The 15,438-nt window shown below is 60.7% G+C and carries 13 protein-coding genes and 1 riboswitch; of the genes, 7 read left to right on the forward strand and 6 right to left on the reverse strand.

From position 1 onward, the window contains the following. Positions 1-27 precede the first annotated feature (27 nt). A complete protein-coding gene (locus NE357_RS26900; RefSeq protein WP_169432270.1) occupies positions 28-861 on the reverse strand; it encodes an EamA family transporter in 834 nt (277 codons plus the stop codon). 239 nt (positions 862-1,100) lie between these two features. Between NE357_RS26900 and NE357_RS26905 the strand changes: the two genes are divergently transcribed. Then, on the forward strand, positions 1,101-2,366 hold the full coding sequence (locus tag NE357_RS26905) for a cation:proton antiporter (RefSeq protein WP_169432271.1): 1,266 nt from the start codon (positions 1,101-1,103) through the stop codon (positions 2,364-2,366). Here the strand turns inward: NE357_RS26905 and NE357_RS26910 are convergent, their stop codons facing one another. Together NE357_RS26910 and NE357_RS26915 are read right to left on the reverse strand one after the other, a co-directional pair. Beyond that, positions 2,367-3,254, reverse strand: coding sequence for a formate/nitrite transporter family protein (locus tag NE357_RS26910; protein WP_169432272.1), 888 nt, complete (start codon positions 3,252-3,254; stop codon positions 2,367-2,369). It lies immediately after the preceding gene. A 175-nt stretch (positions 3,255-3,429) separates the two neighbouring features. Beyond that, positions 3,430-3,837, reverse strand: a complete 408-nt coding sequence (locus NE357_RS26915) for an acyl-CoA thioesterase (protein WP_003229043.1) — start codon at positions 3,835-3,837, stop codon at positions 3,430-3,432. A 197-nt stretch (positions 3,838-4,034) separates the two neighbouring features. After that, positions 4,035-4,133: riboswitch (S-adenosyl-L-homocysteine riboswitch) on the forward strand. 23 nt (positions 4,134-4,156) lie between these two features. Between NE357_RS26915 and ahcY the strand changes: the two genes are divergently transcribed. The 4 genes from ahcY to NE357_RS26935 all read left to right on the forward strand — a co-directional run bounded on the left by ahcY (position 4,157) and on the right by NE357_RS26935 (position 9,644). Beyond that, on the forward strand, positions 4,157-5,566 hold the full coding sequence (gene ahcY, locus NE357_RS26920) for an adenosylhomocysteinase (protein WP_039767963.1): 1,410 nt from the start codon (positions 4,157-4,159) through the stop codon (positions 5,564-5,566). A gap of 160 nt (positions 5,567-5,726) precedes the next feature. Then, positions 5,727-6,572 carry a methylenetetrahydrofolate reductase [NAD(P)H] gene (metF, locus tag NE357_RS26925; protein ID WP_085731601.1) on the forward strand — a complete coding sequence of 282 codons (846 nt, stop codon included), beginning with the start codon at positions 5,727-5,729 and terminating at the stop codon, positions 6,570-6,572. A gap of 168 nt (positions 6,573-6,740) precedes the next feature. Then, positions 6,741-7,553, forward strand: a complete 813-nt coding sequence (locus NE357_RS26930) for a substrate-binding periplasmic protein (protein WP_169432273.1) — start codon at positions 6,741-6,743, stop codon at positions 7,551-7,553. A 222-nt stretch (positions 7,554-7,775) separates the two neighbouring features. Further along, complete coding sequence (locus NE357_RS26935) at positions 7,776-9,644, forward strand: DEAD/DEAH box helicase (protein ID WP_169432274.1); 1,869 nt, start codon at positions 7,776-7,778, stop codon at positions 9,642-9,644. A 69-nt stretch (positions 9,645-9,713) separates the two neighbouring features. On the opposite strand, the gene NE357_RS26940 is transcribed toward NE357_RS26935, so the two are convergent. From NE357_RS26940 to NE357_RS26950, 3 genes are all read right to left on the reverse strand, one after another. Beyond that, entirely contained in the window at positions 9,714-10,307 is a 594-nt protein-coding gene (locus tag NE357_RS26940; protein ID WP_169432275.1) for a YceI family protein, read from the reverse strand. Positions 10,308-10,338: 31 nt separating this feature from the next. Next, positions 10,339-10,890, reverse strand: a complete 552-nt coding sequence (locus tag NE357_RS26945) for a cytochrome b (RefSeq protein WP_169432276.1) — start codon at positions 10,888-10,890, stop codon at positions 10,339-10,341. Between the two features lie 249 nt (positions 10,891-11,139). Beyond that, positions 11,140-12,936 (reverse strand): flavin monoamine oxidase family protein, encoded by a 1,797-nt coding sequence (locus NE357_RS26950; protein WP_169432277.1) that lies wholly within the window; start codon positions 12,934-12,936, stop codon positions 11,140-11,142. Between the two features lie 223 nt (positions 12,937-13,159). On the opposite strand from NE357_RS26950, the gene NE357_RS26955 reads away from it, so the two are divergent. Beyond that, entirely contained in the window at positions 13,160-14,566 is a 1,407-nt protein-coding gene (locus tag NE357_RS26955; RefSeq protein ID WP_007953301.1) for an adenosylmethionine--8-amino-7-oxononanoate transaminase, read from the forward strand. Between the two features lie 152 nt (positions 14,567-14,718). After that, complete coding sequence (locus NE357_RS26960; RefSeq protein ID WP_169432278.1) at positions 14,719-15,438, forward strand: 16S rRNA (uracil(1498)-N(3))-methyltransferase; 720 nt, start codon at positions 14,719-14,721, stop codon at positions 15,436-15,438.

The following is a 15,438-nucleotide window of genomic DNA, read 5'->3' on the forward strand; positions in this document are numbered from 1 at the left end:
TTCTTCAGTTTTTAGAGTGTTGGCGGGTCAGAACTTCATCACCAGCATGCCGATCAGCACCAACCCACAGGCTAAGAGCCGTGGCCGGCCGAAAGGTTCTTTCAGGTAGCGCATGCCGAACAGCACCACCAGAATCACGCTGATTTCACGCAATGCCGCCGCTTCGGCAATTGACCCCAGTTGCATCGCCCACAGCACCAGAGCGTAGCTGAACAACACGCAGAACCCGACCGCCAGTCCCAGTTTCCACTGTTCACGCCAGAACAGCAGGAACGCCGGCCGCCTGGCGACCCATGCCAGCATCGGGAACGGCCAGGCACTGAGCAGCGTGACCCAGACCAGGTAATCCAGTGGATGCGACCAGCGCCGCAAAGCCTGGCCATCGATGTAGGTGTAGCAGCCGATGCACAACCCGATCAGCGCCACCACCGGCAGCATCGACCATGGCAAATGTTTCCCGCCGCCGCCCTGCCAGAGCAGGCAGGCCATGCCCAGCGGGATCAGCATGATTCCAAAGATCTGCTGCGTGGTCAGCACTTCGCCGGCGAAGATCAGGGTCAGCGCCAGCACCACCAGCGGTGACAGTCCGCGCATCAACGGATAGACCAATCCCAGGTCGCCGACCCGATAGGCCTGAATCAACAGATAGCGATAAAGCAGTTCGAACGCGGCCGACGCCAGAATCCACGGCCAGATTTCCGGCGGCGGCAGGCTGATGAAAGGAAACGCCAGCGCCACGAACAGCAGCGCCACGGTGTCCATGCAGGCCACCACCAGCAACCGCTCAGCGCTGAACTTGATCAAGGTATTCCACGCGGCGTGCAACAGTGCCGCCACCAACACCAGAGCTGTCGCCAGCACGTATCACTCCTTCATTTTTGTTTTTGAACCCGAGCCATTTGATCAGGTCTTTGATTCGCGATGTGTCAGGCGCTGCTTATACGTCAAGCGACCTCGCCACACCCGGTTGCGCACAGACAAATGCCATAAAAATCCTGCCCGGGACACACAATTGTGCCCCCACCCGGTGTCTACCCATCCAACCCTTGCACCCATGAACAGGTGCGCTGTCTTTTCACCCCCCATCCAAAGGACCCCGGATGCTTGAACTTGTCGCCGCTTTCATTTGCCTCACCACCCTCCTCACCTTCGTGAATTTCCGCTTCATCGGCTTGCCGCCCACCATCGGCGTGATGGTCACCGCGCTGATGTTTTCCCTGTTGTTGCAAGGCCTGAGCCTGCTCGGTTATCCCGGTCTCGAAGAACGCGTTCAGCAGCTGATCGGCCAGATCGACTTCGGCGATCTGCTGATGAACTGGATGTTGTCGTTCCTGCTGTTCGCCGGCGCCCTGCACGTCAACCTGAATGACTTGCGCAGCTATCGCTGGCCCATCGGCCTGCTGGCGACCTTCGGCGTGCTGATCGCCACCGCCGTGATCGGCAGCCTCGCCTACTACATCTTCGCCCTGTTCGGCTGGCACGTGAGCTTCCTCTACTGCCTGTTGTTCGGCGCACTGATTTCCCCGACCGACCCGATTGCGGTGCTCGGCGTGCTGCGTACCGCCAACGCCTCGAAGCCGTTGAAAACCACTATTGTCGGCGAGTCGCTGTTCAACGACGGCACTGCCGTGGTGGTGTTCACCGTGTTGCTGGGTATCGTGCAACTGGGTGAGACCCCGACCGTCGGCGCCACCGCCATGCTGTTTGCCCATGAAGCCATCGGCGGCGTGCTGTTCGGCGGGTTGATCGGTTATCTGGTGTACCTGATGATCAAGAGCATCGAGCAGCACCAGATCGAAGTCATGCTGACCCTGGCGCTGGTCATCGGCGGCTCGGCGATGGCCACCGAGCTGCACGTTTCGGCGCCGATTGCGATGGTGGTCGCCGGTCTGATCATCGGTAACCTGGGGCGTAACCTGGCGATGAACGACATGACGCGCAAATACCTGGACGGTTTCTGGGAATTGCTCGACGACATGCTCAACGCCCTGCTGTTCGCGTTGATCGGCATGGAACTGTTGCTGCTGCCGTTCAATTGGCTGCACGTGGCGGCGGCGAGCCTGTTGGCGCTGGCGATTCTGCTATCGCGCCTGCTCACCGTGGCCCCGGCGATTGTTCTGTTGCGCCGCTGGCGCACGGTGCCGCGTGGCACCATCCGGATCCTGACCTGGGGCGGTTTGCGCGGCGGGGTCTCGGTGGCATTGGCCCTGGCCCTGCCGCTGGGTCCGGAGCGCGACCTGCTGCTGAGCATCACCTACATCGTGGTGCTGTCGTCGATCCTGTTGCAGGGCCTGACCATCGGCAAACTGGTCAAGCACGCCACCCGTGATGAACCGGTAACCACTGCCGTACCTGCGCACCACTGATCATTGCTTGATCCGCTGCGGATCGGGCTTTTCAGCCTGGTCCGCAGACGCTTTCGGTTTTCCGCTTTCGCTGCGAATCTGCGCGTGACTGATCAGGGCGAAGATGAAACTGCCGCCGATGATATTCCCCGCCAACGTCGGGCCGGCAAACACCATCCAGAAATCACTCCACGGCAACTCGCCGGCAAACACCAGATACGACACTTCAGCCGAACCCACCACGATGTGGGTGAAATCGCCGAGCGCCATGAGATAAGTGATGAGAATGATGATCCACATCTTCGCGCTCTCCATGGACGGAATCATCCAGACCATGGTGGCGATCATCCAGCCGGAAACGATGCCTTTTGCGAACATCTGGCTCGCATGGTTCTCCATGACCTTGCGGCCGATCTCGAGGAAGGCGATGTCGGTCTTGCTGTCAAAGATCGGCAGTTCCAGCATCACGTAGGCCACCAGAATCGTGCCGCAAAGGTTGCCGAACAGCACGACCGTCCAGAGCCGGATCAGGCGGCCGAAATTGGCCAGGGTCGGTTTAGTCATCACCGGCAGCACGGCGGTCAGGGTGTTTTCGGTGAACAGTTGCTGGCGGGCGAGAATCACCGCAAGAAAGCCTGCGCAGTAGCCGAAACTGGCGATCACCTTGAACTCGTCGCCCTCGGGCAATCGCGAATTGAGCAGGCCCATGCCCATCAGCGACAGGCCCATGGTCAGCCCGGCTGCAAGCGCCGACCACCAGAGCGCGGCAATACTGCGCTCCAGCTCCTGGTCGCCCTGGGTGCGGATGATTTCATGCAGAACCGCCGCCCGGGGCGGCTGGCTTTTCTCGACTTCGTGCTGCTCTTTGGCCGAGAGGTCGGGGGTCTTGCCGTCGGTTGGCGTGGTCATGGCGTGGGAACCGTAGAGGGGCTTTTAGCTACGACCCCGACGGCTCAAGGCTGTTCAGTAGGCAAGTAAATCATTCGGTGAATGAAAAATCGCTATCGCGAGCAGGCTCGCTCCCACAGTTAAAACGCATTCCAATGTGGGAGCGAGCCTGCTCGCGAAGGACGCACCGCCGATATCACTTGGTGACGAGTTCGTCTTCCTTGAACTGGTCTTTGACGTACTTGATCTCGGTCCGCCCGTGCGGGGCCGGCAGGCCGTCTTCGCCGAGGTTGACGAAGACCATCTTCTCGACCGTCAGGATGCTCTTGCGGGTGATCTTGTTGCGCACTTCGCACGTCAGGGTGATCGAGGTGCGGCCGAACTCGGTAGCGGTGATACCCAACTCGATAATGTCGCCCTGGCGCGAGGCGCTGACGAAGTTGATCTCGGAAATGTACTTGGTCACCACGCGCTGGTTGCCCAGCTGAACGATGGCGTAGATCGCGGCCTCTTCGTCGATCCAGCGCAACAGGCTGCCACCGAACAGGGTGCCGTTGGGGTTGAGGTCTTCGGGTTTTACCCACTTGCGGGTGTGGAAATTCATCTTCACTCCTGAGCGTCTTGCCGAATGATGGCGCCATCTTGGCAGACTGAGCGGTCATGCTCCATGAGGCTTCTACTATGGTCGCGATTGGCGATCTTCATCTGGCCGACAGAAACCCTTTGGAAGATCAGTCCAGACGGCTATAATCGCCCCCGTTTCAAAACGGTAACCTTCACTTGGTACCGTTTTCCCGCCACCTGTCCGAGGGGCGCTGCAGCAGGTTCAACCTGTCAGGCTCGGATGGGGCGTTGACTGGCTCAGGCCGGACACTAAACGCACAACGGCGCCCATTCGCATACATTACGAATGGAGACTCTTCATGAGCGCTGTTATCACGCCTGCCGATTTTAACGATTACAAAGTCGCCGACATGTCCCTGGCTGCCTGGGGCCGTCGCGAAACCATCATCGCCGAATCGGAAATGCCGGCCCTGATGGGTCTGCGCCGCAAGTACGCTTCCGAGCAGCCTTTGAAAGGTGCAAAAATCCTCGGCTGCATCCACATGACCATTCAGACCGCCGTGCTGATCGAAACCCTGGTTGCCCTGGGTGCCGAAGTGCGCTGGTCGTCCTGCAACATCTTCTCGACTCAGGACCAGGCCGCCGCTTCCATCGCTGCTGCCGGCATTCCGGTTTTCGCCTGGAAAGGCGAGACTGAAGAAGAGTACGAGTGGTGCCTGGAGCAGACCATCCTGAAGGATGGCCAGCCATGGGACGCCAACATGATCCTCGACGACGGCGGCGACCTGACCGAGCTGCTGCACAAGAAATACCCGCAGGTTCTGGACCGCGTTCACGGCGTGACTGAAGAAACCACCACCGGCGTTCACCGCCTGCTGGACATGCTGGCCAAGGGCGAGCTGAAAATCCCGGCCATCAACGTCAACGACTCGGTGACCAAGTCCAAGAACGACAACAAGTACGGCTGCCGTCACAGCCTGAACGACGCCATCAAGCGCGGCACCGACCACCTGCTGTCCGGCAAGCAAGCGCTGGTCATCGGCTACGGTGACGTGGGCAAGGGTTCGGCCCAGTCCCTGCGTCAGGAAGGCATGATCGTTAAGGTCTCCGAAGTTGACCCGATCTGCGCCATGCAAGCCTGCATGGACGGTTTCGAACTGGTTTCGCCGTTCATCGACGGTATCAACGACGGCACCGAAGCGAGCATCGACAAAGCGCTGCTGGGCAAGATCGACCTGATCGTAACCACCACCGGTAACGTCAACGTTTGCGACGCCAACATGCTCAAAGCCCTGAAGAAGCGCGCCGTTGTCTGCAACATCGGTCACTTCGACAACGAAATCGACACCGCTTTCATGCGCAAGAACTGGGCATGGGAAGAAGTGAAGCCACAGGTACACAAGATCCACCGTACCGGTGCTGGCTCGTTCGACCCACAGAACGACGACTACCTGATCCTGCTGGCCGAAGGCCGTCTGGTGAACCTGGGCAACGCTACCGGTCACCCAAGCCGCATCATGGACGGTTCGTTCGCCAACCAGGTTCTGGCCCAGATCTTCCTGTTCGGCCAGAAGTACGCCGACCTGTCGCCAGCCCAGAAAGCCGAGCGCCTGACCGTTGAAGTACTGCCAAAGAAACTCGACGAAGAAGTGGCCCTGGAAATGGTTCGCGGCTTCGGCGGCGTGGTCACTCAACTGACCAAGCAACAGGCTGACTACATCGGCGTGACCGTCGAAGGCCCGTTCAAGCCGCACGCTTACCGCTACTGATTGACGCGGCGGCCTGCTCTCCCTGTGGGAGCGGGCTTGCTCGCGAAAGCGGAATGTCATTCAACATTGATGTTGCCTGACCCACTGCTTGCGCGAGCAAGCCCGCTCCCACATCGGCGGTGCAAGCCTCACAGGCTTCGTGTTTCCAAGGGTATTTCCCATGTCCCAAGAACGTCGCTACAGCTTCGAGTTCTTCCCGACCAAGACCGATGCTGGGCATGAAAAACTGCTCGCCACTGCCCGTCAGCTGGCCACCTACAACCCTGACTTCTTTTCCTGCACCTACGGCGCGGGCGGTTCGACCCGTGACCGCACGCTGAACACCGTGCTGCAGCTGGAGAGCGAAGTCAAAGTACCCGCTGCCCCGCACCTGTCGTGCGTCGGCGACAGCAAGGACGACCTGCGCGGCCTGCTGAACGAGTACAAGGCTGCCGGCATCAAGCGCATCGTTGCCCTGCGTGGCGACCTGCCGTCCGGCATGGGCATGACCAGCGGTGAGCTGCGTCACGCCAATGAGCTGGTTGAATTCATTCGTGAAGAGACCGGCAATCATTTCCACATCGAAGTCGCCGCCTACCCGGAGATGCATCCGCAAGCGCGCAACTACGAAGACGATCTCGCCAACTTCGTGCGCAAGGCCCGTGCAGGCGCCGACAGCGCGATCACCCAGTACTTCTTCAACGCCGACAGCTACTTCTACTTCGTCGACCGTTTGCAGGCGCTGGGCGTGGACATTCCGGTTGTTCCGGGGATCATGCCGATCACCAACTACAGCAAACTCGCGCGTTTCTCCGATGCCTGCGGTGCGGAAATCCCGCGCTGGATCCGCAAGCAGCTGGAAGCCTACGGCGATGACAGCCAAAGCATTCAGCGCTTTGGCGAACAGGTCGTCACCGAAATGTGCGAACGCCTGCTGCAAGGCGGTGCGCCTGGCCTGCACTTCTATTCCATGAACCAGGCCGAACCGAGCCTGGCGATCTGGAACAACCTGAAGCTGCCGCGCTGATACCGCTGTACGTCTCAAGCTGAACGCTTCATGCAACAACAGAAGATCGCAAGTTTCGACAGCTCATGCGCAATTGTCGTCACTGCGATCTTTTGCTTCCAAGGCCCGAAACAGAGCTTCTGCAGCCGGTTTCTGGCTCTTTGGCGTTTCTCGTCGTAATCTCAAGTCATGCCTTTGATCACGCAGTTATTCGCCGTGCTGGTTTTTGCTTGCCTGAGCTTTGCGGCTCGAGGTGAGAAGCTGCGTATCGTCACCGAACCCTGGGCGCCGTACGTGTACGAAGCCGACGGCAAGAAGCTCGGCCTGGACTTCGAAACCACTGCCATTGTGTTCAAGCGTCTGGGCATCGACGTCGAGTGGCAGTTCCTGCCCTGGAAACGCTGCCTGTCAATGCTCGAAACCGGTCAGGCGGACGGTGCGCTGGACATCTTTCACAGCGACGAACGCGATGCCACTCTGCTCTATCCCAGCGAACCCCTGTCGGACGTGGAGTTCGTGATGTTCTACGCCAACGAGCGGCCGCATCCGTTCCGCACCCTGGAGGACCTCAAGGGTCTGACCGTCGGCACCTCGCCGGGTTATCTGTACAGTCCGGACTTCAGCGAATCGCCCCTGTTCAACCGGGAACCGGCACCGACCCATGAAGCCAACTTCGGCAAACTGGTGCGCGGGCGCATCGATCTGTTGATCACCGACCGCCGTGTGGGGCAGCACTTGCTCGACGAATTGAACATCCGCAACCAGATCACCGAGAACCCCACGGTCATCAGTCGCCAGAGTCAGTTTCTGGCCGTGCGGCGCAATGCCGGGATGGATTTGCTGGTGCAGCGCTTCGGCGCCGAACTCAAGCGTTTCAAGCGCGAACCGGCCTATGCCGAACTGAGCGCGCGCTATGGCGCGGCGCCGGTTTCGGGCAAACCCTTGAGCAGCGCTACTACCAGCGGCAAAACCGTTGAGCAGCAGGAAAGCGGCGCGCAGTGATTGCTCTGTTATACTCCGGCGTTCCCGCCAGGCTCACGCCCGGACGCCCGGAACCGTTACAGGCCTCCCGACCCGCTACAGCGCAGCTTTTCAGCCCGCGCGAGCGCTCCGGACGTGCCTTCGGTACCGCAGCAGGACCGGACGGGATTGCGTCCTCTTAAACGCCATTCGCGCCAGGCAAGACTCCCATTGGGCCAAGCCCTAACTAAAACAGGATTACTCATGTCCTTTGCTTCCCTCGGTCTCTCCGAGGCTTTGGTCCGCGCTATCGAAGACGCGGGCTATACCGAGCCTACTCCGGTGCAACAGCGGGCCATTCCCGCCGTGTTGCAAGGTCGCGACCTGATGGTTGCGGCACAGACAGGTACCGGTAAAACCGGCGGTTTCGCCCTTCCGATCCTGGAGCGGCTGTTCCCCAACGGTCACCCGGACAAATCCCAGCGCCACGGCCCGCGCCAGCCGCGCGTACTGGTCCTGACCCCGACCCGCGAACTCGCGGCCCAGGTACACGACAGCTTCAAGATCTACGCCCGTGACCTGAAATTCGTCAGCGCCTGCATCTTCGGCGGCGTCGGCATGAACCCGCAGGTTCAGGCCATGTCCCGTGGGGTGGACGTTCTGGTTGCCTGCCCGGGTCGTCTGCTCGACCTGTGCGGCCAGGGCAGCGTCGATCTGTCCCACGTTGAAATCCTCGTGCTGGACGAAGCCGACCGCATGCTCGACATGGGCTTCGTCCATGACGTGAAGAAAGTCCTCGCGCGTCTGCCGGCCAAGCGCCAGAACCTGCTGTTCTCGGCGACCTTCTCCAAAGACATCACCGACCTCGCCGGCAAGCTGCTGCACAACCCGGAACGCATCGAAGTGACGCCGCCGAACACCACGGTCGAGCGCATCGAACAACGCGTCTTCCGTCTGCCGGCCAGCCACAAGCGTGCGCTGCTGGCTCACCTGATCACCGCCGGCGCGTGGGAACAGGTGCTGGTGTTCACCCGCACCAAGCACGGCGCCAACCGTCTGGCCGAGTACCTGGACAAACACGGCCTGCCGGCTGTGGCGATCCACGGCAACAAGAGCCAGAACGCCCGCACCAAAGCCCTGGCCGACTTCAAGGCCGGTGAAGTGCGCATTCTGGTAGCGACCGACATCGCGGCTCGCGGCCTGGACATCGACCAGTTGCCACACGTGGTCAACTTCGAACTGCCGAACGTCGATGAAGACTACGTGCACCGTATCGGCCGTACCGGCCGTGCCGGTCGCTCGGGTGAGGCGATCTCGCTGGTGGCGCCGGACGAAGAAAAACTGCTGAAAAGCATCGAACGCATGACCAAGCAGAAAATCGCCGACGGCGACCTGATGGGCTTCGATGCCAGCACCATCGAGGCCGAGAAGCCTGAAGTACGCGAGCGTCCGGACATGCGCAACCCGCGTAACGGTCGTGGCCCGCGTGGCGACGGCCCGAATGGTGGTGGCGGTGGTGGCGGTCGCAAGGACAAAGGGAAGGACAAGGGCAAGGAAAAACCGGCCGGTGAACGTGGCGAGCGTCCAGCCCGTCAGCAGAAACCACGCGAAGGCACCCCCGCCCGCGAACAGCGCCAGCCTAGCCAGCCGCCACGCGCCGCTGCTGACCGTGCTCCGGACGAGTTCCTCGACGACGATATCGATAACTTCGGTAACCGCGTTGACTACGTGCCGAAGCAGGCACCTGCCGGTGGTCGTGGCCGTCGCCCTGGCGCTCCGGCGCAAGGCACAGGGTCCGGCGCTCCACGCGGCGGTCAGTCGCAAGGTCGTCAGAACGGCCCGCGCAACAGCAACGGTTCGAGTACCGGCACCCCGCCGGGCAAGCGCACCGGCCCGCGCAACGGAGCCCCGCGTGACGGTCAGGGTCGTCGCGACGAAAACTCGCGCAACCGCCGCCCGGCCCGTGACGATCAGCAACGTGCCGAGCCTGCCGTGCAGAACCCTCGCAGCAGTGGCCCGAAGATCATGCACAAGGAATCGAAAGCCGACCGCTTCCCGACGCCTGAGCAGCTGGATCAACTGCCAAGCCGCCCACGCGGTGAGAAACCGGCCTTGCTGACCCGCAATCGCTGAGTTTCAACAAGGCAATAAAAAACGCCCCCGGTCGCAAGACCGGGGGCGTTTTTGTAGGGCTGGCGAAAATTACTTCGCTTTGACACCTTCGAACGAGATGTACAGGTCGACTTTGTCAGACTGTGGACCCAGGTCCATCATCTTGCCGAAATCAGAACGCTTGATGCTGGTAGTGCCTTCGAAGCCGGCACGGTAGCCGCCCCATGGATCCTTGCCTTCACCCAGGAAAGTGGCCTTGACCACGATCGGCTTGGTCACGCCGTGCAGGGTCAGGTCACCGGTCACGTCGGCAGTGTCTTTGCCATCGGCGTTCTTGCCGGTGGACTTGACGCTGGTGGAGACGAACTTGGCGTCAGCGTATTTGCCCACGTCCAGGAAGTCTTTGCTGGAGATGTGCTTGTCACGCTCGGCGTGGTTGGTGAACACGCTGGCGGTCTTCACGTCGAACTCGATCTTGCTGTCTTCAGGCTTGGCAGCATCGAAGCTGAACTTGCCGCTGATGTCCTTGAAGGTACCGGTGATGTAGCTGTAGCCCAGGTGGCTGATCTTGAAATCGACGAAGGCGTGCTGGCCTTCCTTGTCGACGGTGTAGTCAGCAGCCATTACGTTGGCGGACAGCACGGCAGAACCGATTGCCAGAGCGGCCAGAGTCTTTTTCAACATGCTTTCTTTTCCTTTGAGTCGAGGTTGAGCTTCAGGCTTTGCGACCGAGCATTCGAGTGAGGGTCGCATCACGATCGATAAAGTGGTGCTTCAATGCTGCCAACGCATGGAGGCCGGAAAAAATTACCAGCGCCCACGCCAGGTACAAATGAATCACCCCGGCGGTATCTGCCTGATCCGGTAGTCCGGAAACCAGTGCAGGAACTTCAAACAGGCCAAACACCGGAATCCCGACACCGTCTGCGGTGGAAATCAGGTAACCGGCAATCATCACGGCGAACAGCGCGAGGTACAGAAACCCGTGGCCAAACTTTGCGCCGATGCGGGTCATGCGGCTGTAGCTCTGCAGCGTTGGCGGCGGTGGGCTGACAAAACGCCACAGCACCCGCAACACCATCACAGCCAGCAGCACCAGCCCGATGCTCTTGTGCAGATCCGGCGCCTCTTTACGCCAGGTGCTGTAGTAATCCAGCCCCACCATCCACAGACCGAGCGCGAACAGTCCGAAGACCGCCAACGCCACACCCCAGTGCATGAAGATACTGACCCAACCGTAGCGCGAAGAAGAATTACGTAGCTGCATTGCCCAAATCCTGTGAGAACTGCGAACCAAGACTAGCGAGTTATCTATCGAATTAAAGCGGAAAATTTCGCTTTGAAATATCGAGAAATACGATCAAGAGTCTTGGACAGGGGAGTTAAGGAAAGATTAAAGGTGAAAAGTGTGACGGGAGATTAGCTGGCGAACGAGCAAACACAGGATGCTTGCTGTTTCACAGGCAATAAAAAAGCGCGGCATGAAAGCCGCGCTTTTTTCATTCACCGCAAAGCCTTACTGCGCTTTGGTATCGGTGCTTGTCGCCGGAGTCGCCGCCGGTTTGGCCGCTGGCTTCTTCGCCGGTTCAGTCTTTTTCGTTGCAGGTTTGGCCGGGGCTTTTTTCGCCTCGGTCTTGGCCGCAGGTTTCTTCGCTGCTGGCTTGGCAGGCGCTTTCTTGGCTGGCTCGGTTTTCACCGGAGTCGCTGGCTTCGGCGCTTCAACCGGGGCTGGCGCAGGTGCCGGAGTCGGTGCAGGCGCTGGAGCGGCTGGAGCAGGTACCGGTTCGGGGGCTTTCACAGGCGCTGGTTTCTTCTCGTCATCCGAACCACCGAACAGGTTGGTGAAGAAGTTACCTTTCTTCGCCGCCGTGGCCGCACCCGCTGCGCCTGCCGCCGCTGCTGCAGTGGCCGCCGCCGGGCCGACCTTGATCGGTTCGAAGGATTTGCCCGCCGCCAGGTCTTCAACCTGACTGGCCGCGCGCTGACCGGTGCGCAGCGCGCCTTCCAGGGTGCCCGGATACAGGGTGTCGGTGTGCTCGCCAGCAAACGCTACGCGCAGCAGCGGACGCTCCCACAGGCGCCAGTACTTGCTGATCTGGCCAGGACCGAAGGCCAGGTACGAACCACCAGTCGATGGATCGGTGCTGTAGCGACGGATTTCATAACCGGTGAACGCACCACGGGCCTGTGGATAAAACGCGTGCAGACGAATCAGCACCTGATCGACCATCTGCTTGTCGCCGAACGCCTGCATCACCCGGGCATTGTCGCCGGACAGGTTGATCACCACGTTCGCGCCGCCCTTCAGGGCCGGCTCGATCCACAGCATGCCCAGACCGGTGTTGCTGTAGATCTCGCCGGACATCCGCGCCTTGCTTTCCCACACTGGCGTCTTGAACTTCAGCATGATCTGGTCACGCCAGCCGTAGTTGGTGCCTTTGATCGCGGCCAGGTGCTGTGCATCCAGGGCCGGGGTCAGCTGAATCTTGTCGAGGGCACGCAATGGCACCGCCAGTACGACGTAGTCTGCCTGATAGCCCACGCTGCCGACCTTGACGGTCACGCCGTCCTTGTCCTGGACAATCGCGGACACCGGCGAACTGGTCTTGATGGTTTTCAGTTGCTTGACGAAGGCCTGGGCCAGCACCGGGCTGCCACCCACCAGACGCGAAGCGCGCATGTCACGGTCGGACACGCCGCGATAAACACGGCTTTGCTGTGCGTAGTACAGCAGCGACAGACGCGAAGGTTCGTCGTAATGGGTGCGGATATCCTGGTTGATCAGCTGACGCGCAGTGGCAGGCAGGTTCTGCTTGTCGAGCCAGCTCGACACGTTGATCTGGTCCAGTGCGTGCAACGTGTTGGTCGCCGCCGGGTTCTGCGGATCGTCGATCGAGCGCGCCAGATCGTCACGGGTTTTCTCGAAGGTTTTCAACGCCTGCGCGGTAGCCGGTTGCTTGGTGGCCAGATCGGCGGCAGAGAAATACTCGCCATCGATCAGGTAACCCGGGGTACGCACGAATTCAGGGGCCGGCGTGGTGCTCAGCTTGAAAGTCGAGACGTACTTGTTCAGCACCGGCTGCGCCTTGTCGTTGCCGATCCACTCGCTGGTGGCCATGCCCGAGCGACCGCCCAGGCTCGGCTTGGCTTCCAGCAACGTGACCTGCCAGCCCTTGTTCTGCAGTTCGTAAGCCGCGGTCAGGCCCGACAGGCCGCCGCCGATCACGATCGCGGTTTTTTCCTTGGCCAGCGCCGTAACGCTGAAAAGCCCCAACACCACAAGCGCACAGGCGCGCAGCCAACCGACAGACATTCAGCGAACTCCGGAAAAACACGTAGGAAAAAGCAGTTTTGCGGGTCAGTCGACCCAAAGAACCGCGAAGAATACGTCAGCCATCAAAACGCCGCCAGCGACGTCTATCGGCCCATACAAAGTAGCTCAATCGACACAATGGGTTGTTCCGGCGCGACGCATTGCATAGGCTTGCGCGATTGTTTGCCCGCGCCTGACGCGAGCCGCCTCGAGGAGACTGAACATGGGCCTGAACAACCAGTGGATGCAACGCGATCTCGCGGTGCTGTGGCATCCCTGCACCCAGATGAAAGACCACGAACAGCTGCCGCTGATCCCGATCAAGCGCGGTGAAGGCGTCTGGCTGGAAGACTTCGAAGGCAAGCGTTATCTGGATGCGGTCAGCTCCTGGTGGGTCAACGTGTTCGGCCACGCCAACCCGCGCATCAACCAGCGCATCAAGGATCAGGTCGATCAGCTGGAACACGTGATTCTGGCCGGTTTCAGCCATCAGCCGGTGATCGAACTGTCCGAGCGGCTGGTGAAGATGACGCCGGAAGGCTTGAACCGGGTGTTCTACGCCGATAACGGTTCGTCCTGCATCGAAGTCGCGCTGAAAATGAGCTTTCACTACTGGCTCAACCGCGGCCAGCCGAACAAGAAGCGCTTCGTCACCCTGACCAACAGCTACCACGGCGAAACCATGGCGGCGATGGCGGTCGGTGATGTGCCGTTGTTCACCGAAACCTACAAAGCGCTGCTGATGGACACCATCAAGGTGCCGAGCCCGGATTGCTACCTTCGCCCGCAGGGCATGAGCTGGGAAGAGCATTCGCGCAATATGTTCGCGGCCATGGAGCAGACGCTGGCGGAAAATCATGACAGCGTCGCCGCGGTGATCGTCGAGCCGCTGATTCAGGGCGCGGGTGGCATGCGCATGTATCACCCGGTGTACCTCAAGCTGTTGCGCGAAGCCTGCGACCGTTACGGCGTGCACCTGATCCACGACGAAATCGCCGTCGGTTTCGGCCGCACCGGGACGATGTTCGCCTGCGAACAGGCCGGCATCCGTCCGGACTTCCTGTGCCTGTCGAAAGCCCTGACCGGCGGCTATCTGCCGTTGGCCGCGTGCCTGACCACCGACGAGGTGTACAGCGCGTTCTACGACGATTACCCGACCCTGCGCGCCTTCCTGCACTCGCACAGCTACACCGGCAACCCATTGGCCTGTGCAGCGGCCCTGGCGACCCTAGATATTTTCGAGCAGGACAACGTGATCGAAAACAACCGGGCGCTGGCTCAACGCATGGCGTCGGCGACGGCGCATCTGGTGGATCATCCGAATGTTTCGGAAGTCCGTCAGACCGGCATGGTGCTGGCGATCGAGATGGTCAAGGACAAGGCCACGAAAGAGGCTTATCCGTGGCAGGAACGTCGCGGCCTGAAAGTGTTCCAGCATGCCCTGGAGCGTGGCGCGTTGCTGCGTCCACTGGGCAGCGTGGTGTATTTCCTGCCGCCCTACGTGATCACCCCGGAGCAGATCGACTTCCTCGCCGAAGTCGCCAGCGAAGGCATCGACATCGCCACCCGAGACAGCGTCAGCGTGGCAGTGCCGAAGGATTTTCATCCGGGTTTTCGCGATCCGGGCTGATCCAGATTATTCAAGATCTGTGGTGCCTGGACTTCCGCTTTCGCGAGCAAGCCCGCTCCCACATTTGGAATGCATTTCCCTGTGGAAGCGGGCTTGCTCGCGAATGAAGTCGACACCGTTTTAACTGATTCACATCTTTCCAGAGACTCCGAATGAGACTGTCCCGCTTCTTTATCGACGCCCCGCTGAGCACCGGCGAACACGAATTGCCGGAAGCCCAGGCGCATTACATCAGCCGCGTGCTGCGCATGGCCGAGGGCGATGCGGTGCAGTTGTTCGACGGCTCCGGCCATGAGTTTCGCGGTTCCCTGGTGGAAGTCGGCAAGAAACGCGTGGTGGTGCAGATCGACGAGCAGTTCGCAGGTCAAGTCGAATCACCGCTGCGCATCCACCTCGGCCAGGGCCTGTCCCGGGGCGAGCGGATGGACTGGGCGATCCAGAAAGCCACCGAACTGGGCGTGACTGAAATCACCCCGATCTTCAGCGAACGCTGCGAAGTCCGGCTCAAGGACGAACGCGCCGACAAACGCCTGCTGCACTGGCGCCAGGTGGCGATCAGCGCTTGCGAGCAATGCGGTCGCTCGCGAGTGCCGGTGATTCATCCACCGGTGCTGCTGGCCGACTGGCTGAAGCAGACCGAAGCCGAACTGAAACTGGTGCTGCACCCGGTGGCCGAACCGCTGGTCAGCCACGTCAAACCATCGACCCTGGCGTTCCTGATCGGACCGGAAGGCGGCTTGTCCGACGCCGAAGTCGAGCAGGCCAAGGGCAACGGCTACCACGCCGCCCGCCTCGGCCCGCGCGTGCTGCGCACCGAGACGGCGCCGGTTGTGGCGCTGGCAGTGGCTCAGCAACTATGGGGTGATTTCTAA

It is taken from the genome of Pseudomonas sp. G7(2022), from assembly GCF_052660475.1.